This window comes from Burkholderia sp. Bp9143, from assembly GCF_003853645.1.
GTDB lineage: Bacteria > Pseudomonadota > Gammaproteobacteria > Burkholderiales > Burkholderiaceae > Burkholderia.
On the sequence record NZ_QTPO01000101.1, the window covers coordinates 1 to 6,677 of the forward strand.

The window sequence follows — 6,677 nt, forward strand, 5'->3', positions numbered from 1 at the left end:
TGATACCCAACGACAACTACCCCGTTGACCGGCCAAAATAGTTGTCGCTGACCGGCCGTGCTGCTTGACGCTCTCTAGCGTCATGTTCGGCCGCGTCATCATGATCGGCTTCTCACACTGCGGACAGACATCAAGCAATTGAACAGCATGCACGGGACATGCCGTCATCCACGTAAGACGATGTGACGCAAGCATGATGCCGCCGTCTAGAAGGCACAGCGGACAAATCCGCTCGCGCTCTCGAACAAGCACATGCCTCGCCTCAATCACGTGACGCCCCACCGCGTAACTGAACGCGGTCCCTCGTGCTCGCCCACCAACTTCGACCGGACACATCGATCTCATCGTCGATTGACCGATCCGGCAAACACGAGACAATTCCGCAATCTCGGCGGAAACCAACGGACCGAAGGCAACGCAACTGGCGTCACGCAGCAACGCCCCAACGCTGCTCAGGCCGTTGGCATCCACCAGGCGCATGAGCACCGACGATAACGACTCGTCGGGATAGGGTTCGACGCGAAGCGCAAGCTGCAGCCGTAACATCGCATTCGCTGGCCTTGCGGAACACGGCACCCAACTTTGATTTTCCATATCGAACTCCAGATCGATTCAGTGCTCGTTCCTAGCGGTAGGCGCCTGTCTGCATGCTTTGCAGCGTCAGAGCCACCAGTTCCTCTCCGTCGGCGGTATCGAGGTACGTGACCGGCTTCTTCCACCCGAGTGACGGAACCTCTTCGTGTAGCCATGTACACAACCACCGTTTCGCGTCAAACCCCTCCGGTTCGCCTGACTCATTGACCATTTTCTGCACAAGATTCACGAGCCTGTTCCAAACCGCTTCAGGCACGTGCTCGACCATACATTCGGATCGCCATGTGCCGCATCGACACGTTTTCATGATATTCACCTCACCCAGATTCGAAGTCCCACATAGGAACCCGTGGCGATCCGATTCGAATCGGATCACCACGGTTCATTGAGAAAATCGCGTCACACGGTCTGCACCACTTGACCGCCTATTGCGTCGACCAATGCGCGATGAAGGAACGCAAACGGAGGCTCCGGCAACTCCGTGAACAAACGCAAGGAGATGTGCTCAACGCTTCGTGCCGAGCTCAGGATCGAACCCGAGCGAGGTCGGTATTGCCGCTCTGCGTTGACTAGTTCCGCGAATCCCCGAGGCCAGTCCGACATGATCCGTCCGATTTTCTGCATGCGCGGCGCAAGCTCATGAATGGCCTTCGAGCGCAGCCCCTTGTCTGGCGATCCGCTTGTTGCACCACTGACGCGATACAGAAACGAAAGCACGCGCAGCAGTTCCCCAAGGTCGAGCGCGGCGAAATCGGAAGGGACGCCTGGCAAACGGTCCGGCACGTCATGCTCAAAGCTCATGCGCCAGCGTCGATCGATGAGCCGAGTGATCATCAATTCGTCCGGCGTCGCGGGTTGACACGCGGCCGACCCGAGATCCGTCCCGCACTGACAACGCGCCAGACCCGGTCGCATGGACGACACATCACGTCGACAGCCCGGACAACGATCGAGGAGTTGGACGCCGTGGACAGCGCAGCACGTCGCGAATACGTAAGCATTCACGCCGAGCACATGTCGGTGCTCGGCGATACACGCCGGGCATACGCGCTCGTTGGCGCCGACCAGGATTGCATCGGGCTCAACCCAGTGACCGTACAAGCTGATCTTCGGGTGCTTCACCCCGTTACAGTCGATCGCTCTCACTGTCAGTGGAGTTATCGCTCGGACCAACTTCGGAGAAAGCCGGCAAACTCTCGCAATCGCATCGGCCTCCGAGGGGAAACGCGGCCGAGCGGCGGCCACGCCCGCCCGTCGCAGCACCATCCCTGGCCCACTAAGCCCATTGACCTCAGCAACGCGATGCAGCACCGACGAGAGCGATTCGCCGCGACGCGGCGCGACGCTAAGAAGAAAAGGGGTCGTCATTGCACGTCTCCCGCAAACGGCTCACCCGGTTGGTCGAGCGGTACACCACTGAACTTCGCGTCGAAGGGATTGCGCGACGGGGGCGCATCTTTCCAGACGTGAACGCGGAACGCTGCGGCGAAATCATGTAGTGCAACGGCTTTCGCACCGCGTCGTTCGGCAATCTGGTAGGCGCCGTTCAACAGCTTGCACATGTAATCCACCAGGCCTGCAGTCGCGTAGTACAGCTTCATCGCAACCCGCTTGTCAGCAATGTCCGTCATGGGCAGGGGCATATCCTTGGCAAGCGCCTTCATCACGCCAATAAACGTTTGGGCGCCTTCCTGGGTGTTCACATCGAACCGGCGGATCTCCGTCACGCGCGAGAAACGGCGTCTCAACTGTCCGTTGACCCGCAGCACACCCAGTAGTGACGGGAGACCGGCGAGCACAACAGCGGCAGGCAGCCGGTCCAGCAGCACCTTCAACCAGTTCGCGACCTGTCTCAGCGAACGACGATCGCCCTCGACAAAGTGTTGAAACTCGTCGAGCATGATGATCTCCACGCCACAACCGTGCACCAGCTTGACAATCTGTTCCGTCAAGCGTGCACTCGACTGACCCGCTTGCGGAATCTCGCCCAAGGCAATCAGGATCGCCTCTGCAAGAGACCGAACGGTTGGCACTGCGGGCACAATGACGTAGAGCACGGGCACGTGCCGGCGAAAGACCTCCTCTCGCACCGGGAATTTAGCGCGATAGCATTCCAGCACGGTCGATTTTCCGGCACCAGACTCTCCGATCGTTGCCAGGCAACCGGCCTCGCCGGATTCCCGCAGCCACTGGTGGACGTCCTCGATGCTCTTGAGCGCAGCAACGAAATCGGGATGCTCGACGATGCTTTTGCGAACATTAAATCGTTTCATGATTTTCTCCTCATCGTTCGGTACGCTTCGTAACTGAAAATTCAGGAACACTATCGAATCTGACGACCATGGGATCTACTTGATCGGACTGGATGGAATCGTCCACGCCGTTCCCGCCAGCGGCCCCCAACAAAAGATCCTTGCTCGACTTCCCCTTGATCTGCGCAACCCATTTACGCTTCTTGAGTTTCTGATCAAGCTCCGCCTTGGCAATGTCGTCCGCGAGACGAATACGGGCTTTCCGAAGCGAGACAGGGTTGACATCGATGCTGCTGTCTCGCATGGCGCCGGTGACTTCGTTGTGCATCCATCTGGTCAAATCCTTCGTGTAATCCGGATCGGTACAATCAACGCGAAGGTATTCCTTCTGGCGTGGGTCATAGACGTAGACAAAGCCGGTCTGCTCATTGAAATACCGAACCCTGACTTTTTCATCGTCGGGGATGCTGTGACGGAGCAACTGCAGTGCACTGGAGTTGTATGAAAGGTGATCAAACGTCACGCCACTGTTTGTAATCGGGCGCATGATGGTGTCCGAAAACGCGATAGATAGCTGATCCGGATCGGCCGGCATATAGATGGGTGTCAGCCGTGCACTCTCCTGCCAGACCTGGGCTGGCGTCTTGCGCTTCAGGCCGCGATGTCGCGCGTGCTGGTAACACTCCACAATCCAGCGCACGACAAACACCGTCAGCTCCTCGAGAGAGACGCACGCAAGCTTCTCGGACGGGTAGTCTCCACGATCCTTTGTGTTCGATCGGGTCGTCCCGGGAATCAAGTGAAAGAGCTGTTCCGCTATCGTGCGCATGAACCGTTCGATGCGGCCTTTGAACCATGGCGCACGCCTCGGGCAGTACACGAGTGAAATGCCAAACTCGTCACAGCCTGCTCGCATGGCGGACCCGTGGAATTCCCACGCGTTGTCCCCGACGACCATCTCTGCCACACCTCGCGCCAGCCATTCAAGGTGCCCCAGACCCAATCGATTCAACAAATCGCGCTTGCTGAGCATGGCCATTCGCATTGCCCATCCGACTTCCTCCTGGCCAGGCGAACGCGCCCCAATATGAAAGCCCATCACCATGCGGGTGTGCGCGTCAATGATGAGCGTCAGAACCGGACGGACAATGACCATACGGGTGCGCTCACAGACACACATCAAGTTCACCGGCGTGTGGTCAATCTCCCACCGTTCGTTGAGTCGCTTTGTTTTGAGTCGGCGAAACACCGGCCGATACCGCTTCAGTGCTTCGGTGCGGCCCTCCCGAGCCGCGGTGACGAGATAGCCATTCAGTTTCTCGACATGGCGATAAAGCGTTGCCTTACTAATTATTGGAAGCGGATTTTCCGGATCACGTTCGTTATGAACGTCAATGGCCTCCTCTACACGATCGTACAATCTTGCGACGTTGAGTTTCTGGTCATTGAGGTAGTGCGTCTCGATGACATCTTCCACCAGCGTGAGCAGTGGACCCTCGATGACTTCACGGCGCCCCTTGTTTTCATGTCGCGGCACCACGTCCATGACGTCACGTGAATGCTGATAGCGCTTTTTCCAGCGACAGAAGGTTCGATAGTTTGGTGGCGTTAATGCACCAACTTCGCACGCTACCCGTCTGATGACGGTTTCGACCTCGCGAACGCGCGAGCAATTCGCTTCCTCGACAGCTCTCAGGTAGACGAGCCTCGCGCGCATCACAACGATATCTTTTTCTTCGAATGTCGAAACGTCTCGTCGGGCGACTATGATCGGCGCTGCTCCCGTCTCGAGCAGCGACTCGATTCTGACCGACCATCGCCCGTTGCTGTGTCGTTCCCAGACTTCAGTTTCGGGTACGCGTATCGGCGGGCTATAGTCAGAGCTGAATTCGATTCGACCATCGGGAAGTCTACCCTGAACGCGCCAGACGTATTCTCCCTCCTGGAATTCGACGCCATGTTTAAGCAAAAATTTTTGCATGGCGCACCTCCGAAGGAGCGACGTAAATGGCTGCGTCGGAGGTCAGCGGTACATCGAGATCGATACCCGCGGCGCCGTTGGCGATCCATGTCAACGCGACATCGCGCGTACGGGCCAGATGCACGAGGTTTCGGAAAGTTTTCGGATGCTTCTTTTCGACGAGCCGCTGTGCTTCTCGAATCCGTTCGGACAATATCCGCCCCCGCCACGGCCGCAAGAGCCGCAGAGTCTCGTGACGCGTGCCGCAGATGTAGGTGCGTTCGTCCCAAATGAAAAGAGCGTATGCGTGCTGCGCGAGGATAGCTCTCGCGCGCGCCATGCGGACCTGTACTGAAGGCTTCTGTAAATCCTTTGCAGGTTTGGCTTCGACGAAGACAACCGAACCGTCGCGGCGTACAACCTCGTAGTCGGGCGTGTACCGAAAAGTCTGGCCGGCCTCATGCAGATCAAATGTTCTATCTTGTGCGCTACGGAAGCGCAGCACCTCTGGGCTGAACTCGAGCAAGAGGGTCGTCGCCTCTTCAGCCAGGGAATACCAGGGCATCGAGCAAGCGTTTTTGACGGAGGGCGTGAAACCTCGAAAATTTCCGCCACTGCGGGTATCGTACGAAGGCATGGTGAAGTCTCCTGCGCCCTTTCAGGCGCGTGGATGTGGAGGCGCCGGTCCGAATGGACGAGCGCCGGCCGCGCGGGTGTCATTTCCACGCAACGAGGAGACGAGTTGGGCCTTGACGCGGATGAGGAGAGGGCTATACTGAAGCTGCGAATACCTCAGTAGTCAGTGCCCCGCTCAGCCGGGTCGAAGAAACCAATCCGTCCTAGATGGGTTGGTTTTTTCTTTTCTGTCAAATAGGCAGTACTCCTAATCCAATAGGTTGATGGGGAAATGTATTTTTCGCGTGGTGCTACCGATCAATCCTCGCAACCAATTCGTCCAGCTGGGTGACTTCGTTACCGTTTAGACGTGTTGCTGCTCGCACCAAACGATTGATCACCCGCAACGTGTCTGAGTGCAGGTCGTCAGGCAGTCGCAATTTCTTTTGTGAATCCCGGGCCGCCTCGAGTAATGAAGCCACATCGGCTTCGCCCATGTCCAGTGCCGCGGCGATGCGCTCGATTTGCCCAAGCGACGGCGGCGGCTTCACTCCGCGCTCGAGCTTCCAAACATACTGAATCGCGACCCCGAGTTGCTTGGCCAGATTCGTCTGACTCAGACCAGCTCGCTTCCTGTAATACACCAACGCATTTGAGAATGGCGTCATCGCTTCGCACCTCGATGTTTCCTATCACCCAATCTATGCCGTGACCCAGCCGGCCGGCAAGGGGAATTTTCTTGTTCTTGTCGCCAGTAAGGACAGAAGAAGCCGTCTGCGAATTAAAAAATAGTGAGGCATGTTATGGAGACGCAGAAAATTAGAAGAATATAATTTCCCTTTTTGTACAAGTAACGGCTCGGACATTTCCCGAGTAGGGACAATTCATTCGTCAAACTTCTGGACGAAGTGCGTGAGGGAATCAGGAAAAATTAATCAATAGGTGTTCAAAACGCACACAAATTTTCGATGACTGACGAGCGATACCCGCCGTCCGATCTGCGACCGTTGTATGAGAGTTACACTTTTAGTGCAAGTCCAAATCGGATCGCAGACCGACATGGGCGCTCAAACTGGAACTCGCTGACGGGTCGTTCCACGGGCGCCACTGAACACGGCATACGATCGCCTCTCACAGCGGGGTGCCGTTAGCAATCGCGTCCAATGCGCTGTAGATATCTAAGGGCTATCCACTTAGCTCCACTATTCCGCATTATGCAAATTGAAGCTCTTTGCGGTTCATGATTTTCGGGTCAC

6 protein-coding genes and 1 pseudogene are annotated in these 6,677 nt (G+C 56.9%); all 7 read right to left on the minus strand.

The genetic code is table 11. The features are described 5' to 3' along the window. On the minus strand, positions 1-594 hold a 594-nt coding region (locus tag DIE23_RS38510), incomplete at its 3' end, for a TniQ family protein (RefSeq protein WP_148093490.1). Between the two features lie 399 nt (positions 595-993). Beyond that, positions 994-1,428 (minus strand): hypothetical protein, encoded by a 435-nt coding sequence (locus DIE23_RS40640; protein ID WP_260436373.1) that lies wholly within the window; start codon positions 1,426-1,428, stop codon positions 994-996. Between the two features lie 132 nt (positions 1,429-1,560). Further along, positions 1,561-1,962: pseudogene (locus DIE23_RS40645) on the minus strand (TniQ family protein); the annotation flags it as partial. Next, the gene (locus DIE23_RS38525; protein ID WP_124618084.1) at positions 1,959-2,867 is read right to left on the minus strand and encodes a TniB family NTP-binding protein; all 909 of its coding nucleotides are present in this window, start codon (positions 2,865-2,867) and stop codon (positions 1,959-1,961) included. The pseudogene DIE23_RS40645 and the gene DIE23_RS38525, both read right to left, overlap by 4 nt. A gap of 10 nt (positions 2,868-2,877) precedes the next feature. Next, positions 2,878-4,827, minus strand: coding sequence for a Mu transposase C-terminal domain-containing protein (locus tag DIE23_RS38530; protein ID WP_124618086.1), 1,950 nt, complete (start codon positions 4,825-4,827; stop codon positions 2,878-2,880). Next, on the minus strand, positions 4,808-5,443 hold the full coding sequence (locus DIE23_RS40650) for a hypothetical protein (RefSeq protein ID WP_260436371.1): 636 nt from the start codon (positions 5,441-5,443) through the stop codon (positions 4,808-4,810). The genes DIE23_RS38530 and DIE23_RS40650 overlap by 20 nt, the downstream gene beginning before the upstream one ends. A gap of 289 nt (positions 5,444-5,732) precedes the next feature. Beyond that, positions 5,733-6,089, minus strand: coding sequence for a helix-turn-helix domain-containing protein (locus DIE23_RS38540; RefSeq protein WP_124618088.1), 357 nt, complete (start codon positions 6,087-6,089; stop codon positions 5,733-5,735). Positions 6,090-6,677: the final 588 nt, after the last annotated feature.

Coding starts and splice junctions, on each gene's coding strand:
- DIE23_RS40640 (WP_260436373.1), bottom strand. CDS start 1,428: ATGATCACTCGGCTCATCGATCGACGCTGGCGCATGAGCTTTGAGCAT.
- DIE23_RS38525 (WP_124618084.1), bottom strand. CDS start 2,867: ATGAAACGATTTAATGTTCGCAAAAGCATCGTCGAGCATCCCGATTTC.
- DIE23_RS38530 (WP_124618086.1), bottom strand. CDS start 4,827: ATGCAAAAATTTTTGCTTAAACATGGCGTCGAATTCCAGGAGGGAGAA.
- DIE23_RS40650 (WP_260436371.1), bottom strand. CDS start 5,443: ATGCCTTCGTACGATACCCGCAGTGGCGGAAATTTTCGAGGTTTCACG.
- DIE23_RS38540 (WP_124618088.1), bottom strand. CDS start 6,089: ATGACGCCATTCTCAAATGCGTTGGTGTATTACAGGAAGCGAGCTGGT.